Consider the following 4,191-nt stretch of genomic DNA (forward strand, 5'->3'; position numbering starts at 1 on the left):
TATGGATCACATCCTCGCTGCGTTGCACCATACCGCGTACATCAATCACACGGGCACGCATGATGGTCTTGCGATATGCCGCCATGACCTTGGGCCAGACGACCAGATTGGCGACCCCCGTTTCATCCTCAAGCGTGATAAAACACACGCCCTTAGCGCTGCCCGGGCGCTGCCGGATCAGCACGATGCCAGCCAGTTTGATGGACTGCCCGTTGCGCATTTGGGTGAGCATATGGTTGGGCGTGTACCCCTGTTTGTCCATGCTGCGGCGCAGGAAGGACATCGGATGCGCCTTGAGCGACAGTCTTGTGGTCTGGTAATCGGCCACCACATGTTCGCACACGGGCATCTGGGGCAGATCAAAACGCAATTCCTCGCCCTCATCCCTATCTTGCGCAAAAAGCGGCAGATCGGGCGCATCACGCAGCGCACGCGCATCCCAAAGCGCCTGCCTGCGGTCCAGCGTCATCGACCGCGCCACATCCGCCGCCGCCAATTTGCGCACCGTGCCTGCATCCAGCTTTGCACGCTCTTTGAGGTCTTTGAGATCGCTGAAAGGTGCGTTGCGCGCATCCATCACCCGCTGCCCCATATCCTGCCGCATCCCGTCAATCTGGCGCAGGCCAAGGCGGACTGCAAAGACCTGCGGGCTGACGGGTTCCAGCGTATTGTCCCAATCAGAATAATTCACATCAGGCGCGCGTACGATCACCTGATGTTCGCGGGCATCGCGCACGATCTGGGCGGGCGCATAAAATCCCATGGGCTGAGAATTCAACAAGGCCGCGCAGAACACATCCGGATAATGATACTTTAGCCAACATGACACATAGACCAGATGGGCAAAGCTGGCCGCATGGCTTTCTGGGAAACCATAGTCGCCGAAACCTTTGATCTGGTTGAAGCAGCGTGTGGCGAATTCGGGATCATAGCCGCGGTTGATCATGCGGCTGACCATTTTGTCCTCAAGCTTGCCAATGGTGCCGTGGGACCGAAACGTCGCCATAGCCTTGCGCAACTCATTGGCCTCTTTGGTAGAAAACTCAGCCGCGACCATGGCAATTTTCATCGCCTGTTCCTGAAAGATTGGCACGCCAAGAGTGCGTCCAAGGACTTTGCGTAATTCGTCTTGATCATATTCCGGCCCGGGCGAAGGGTATTCGGTCGCCTCTTTCCCGCTGCGCCTGCGCAAATAGGGATGCACCATATCGCCTTGGATCGGACCGGGGCGGACGATGGCGACCTGAATAACCAGATCGTAAAATTCGCGCGGTTTCAGGCGTGGCAACATATTCATCTGCGCACGGCTTTCGACCTGAAACGTGCCAAGGCTGTCGCCACGACATAGCATGTCATATACATCGCTGTCCTCTTGCGGGACGGTCGCAAGGGTGTAGCGCTTGCCGTAATGCGCATCGATCATGTCAAAGGCTTTGCGGATGCAGGTCAGCATCCCAAGTGCCAGAATATCGACCTTAAGAATACGCAACTCATCAATGTCGTCCTTGTCCCATTCGATGAAACTGCGGTCCGGCATCGCGCCATTGCCGATGGGGACAGTTTCAACCAGCGGTTTTTCGGTCAGGATAAACCCGCCCACATGCTGGCCCAGATGGCGCGGCATCCCGATCATCTGGTCGGCCAGTTTGATGGTGCGCGCCATCAGCGGATCACGTAGGTCCAGCCCTGCCTCTGCCGCCTCTTTCGTGCCAATCTCGCGACCCCATGAGCCCCAGATGGTTTTGGACAGGGCGGTGGTGATATCCTCGGACAGCCCCATGACCTTGCCGACCTCGCGCACAGCCATGCGCGGGCGGTAGTGGATGACAGTGGCGCAAAGGGCGGCACGATCACGGCCGTATTTGTCATAGATATGCTGGATCACCTCTTCGCGACGTTCATGTTCGAAATCGACGTCGATATCGGGTGGTTCTTTGCGTTCCTCAGAGATGAAACGCTCGAACAACAGATCATTATGCGCAGGGTCCACAGCCGTGATCCCCAGCACATAACAGACGGCGGAATTTGCTGCAGAGCCCCTGCCCTGACACAGTATTTCCGGCTTGGTCTGGTGGCGCGCAAAATCGACGATCTGTTCGATGGTCAGAAAATACTGGGCGATATCCAGCTTGGCGATCATCGCCAATTCTTTACGCAAGGTCGCTTTGATATGGCCCGGCACGCCATCGGGATAACGGTCATCAGCCCCCTTCCATGTTAGTTCCTCAAGATAGGCTTGCGGGGTGTAGCCCTGCGGCACCGTCTCGTTGGGGTATTCATAAGACAGCTCTGTCAGGTTGAAATTGCAAGCATCGGCCACGTTACGGGTGGCCGCAATCGCATGTGGCCATGCGGCAAACAGCGTCTGCATCTGGGCGGGTGATTTGAGATGCCGTTCCGCGTTCGCATCCAGCAAATACCCCGCTTTATGAATCGTCGTTTTATGTAAGATGCAAGTCATCACATCCTGCAATGGTCGCCGTTCGGGCGCATGATAATGCACGTCGTTCGTCGCCAGAATGGACAGGCCATGCGCCCGTGCCAGCGCATCAAGGCGGTTAATCCGCGCGCGATCATCACCACGATAAAGATAGCTAGCGGCGATGTGTTTCAGCGTCGGCAGTGCGCGTTTCAACCGCCTGAGCCCTGCACTGAAATGGTCCACGTTTTCACCTGGGACGGCAATCAACTGCACGCCTGTACTGTATTTCGCAAGATCATCTAGCGTGATGTCGCAAGCCCCCTTTTGCTGCCACGCCCCATCCACACCGTGCATTTTGCCTTTCGACAGCAGCGCGCAAAGCCGTCCATAAGCAGCGCGGTCAGTGGGATATGCTAAAAACTCCTCGCCCGAAATCAGCTGCAACCGGCATCCAATAATGGGGTGCATGTTGGCTTTGGTGGCTTGCGCATGCAGGCGCACGACACCGGCCATGGTATTCAGGTCCGCACAACCCAGCGCGTCATAGCCAAGTTGCACGGCAGTCGTAGCAAGGTCCACAGCGTCAGACGCTCCCCGCAGAAAGGAAAAGCAGGTGGTGACACCCAGTTCAACAAAAGCCGCACGCGGGTTTTGCGGGAAACCGTCTTCAAGCGTGCCGCGGGGATGCTGGTGGTCGTTCTCAGGCATGACACACCACCTCTTGCCTTATCATCTTGCCTTCCAAACTCCCGCCGGAGGCATCCCGAACCTGCAAATTACGCCACACCCCGATCATGCAAAACACCCATGCACAAACCAGCGCGGATCGCCCCCGCGCCCATCCTCGTGCAACCCTTCGCGGTACAGCCAAAGCCGCAGCCCCGTCTGATCCTCGATCTTGAAGTAATCACGCAAGCGCGTGCCGGGGCGGTCTTTCCACCACTCGGGCGCGATCCGTTCTGGTCCCGCATAACGGGTGACACGGTGCGTTTGCCTGCGCCAGACGAATTGTGCGGGCGGGCCTTCGGGGACGGCGTATAGAACGCGAACTTCTTCGGGATGATCAAACAGGCGCAGCGGGCGTTCCTTGGTCAAAACCGCCATGTCAGCAGGGCTATCTGCAAGGGCAGCAATCTGTGCCTCGGCCCGTTCAGGCACGTGGCTTTGGCGCAGCACAGGGCGGGTGACAGCGCGTGGCCCGAATTTGGCACTGAGGCGGTCAATCAACTGGGTCAGGTGCAGATCATCGTCCGCACCGCCTTCTAGCGTGTTCTGGCTTACTGACATCGCCTCGACCCCGCCTGCCGACAGCGTGATCAAATCAAAGCCAAAGCCGGGGTTAATCCGTTCGACCTTATCGCGAAACAGGCTATGCAAATGCCCTGCATCACGGGTGGACGCAGAGGTCGCCACATCAACATGGCTCACATCCCCATCAGTTTTAAAAACCGTCAAATGCAAGCGGCGACAGCCCTGTCCTGCATGTTTCAACTGCGCACAAAGGTCTTCGCAAAGATCCGCCAGATAGGGTGTCGGGTCAAAGATCGGTTCGGCCAGTAGCACCTGTGCACGGATGACAGGTTTGGTATCTACGCTGGACACAGGTTCAGCCAGCTTGCCCATCACTTGGTCCAGCCGCATCAGCGGATTGGCCACCAGCCCCGCCTTCACAAAACGGCGGGTCAGCGACAAGCGCGGCACATCCATGACAGCGCCAATGGTTTTCAGCCCCAAGCGACGCAACAACAACACGGTCGCGCCATCCAAAC

2 protein-coding genes are annotated in these 4,191 nt (G+C 57.6%); both read right to left on the minus strand.

Annotated features, from left to right (window positions below; translation table 11 throughout):
* A partial coding sequence (locus tag QZ197_RS15020) for an error-prone DNA polymerase (protein WP_296432967.1) occupies nt 1-3,130 on the minus strand: 3,130 nt, incomplete at its 3' end.
* Nucleotides 3,131-3,214: 84 nt separating this feature from the next.
* On the minus strand, nt 3,215-4,191 hold a 977-nt coding region (locus QZ197_RS15025; protein ID WP_296432969.1), incomplete at its 5' end, for a DNA polymerase Y family protein.

Source organism: Yoonia sp. (genome assembly GCF_017854415.1).
Classification (GTDB): Bacteria; Pseudomonadota; Alphaproteobacteria; order Rhodobacterales; family Rhodobacteraceae; genus Yoonia.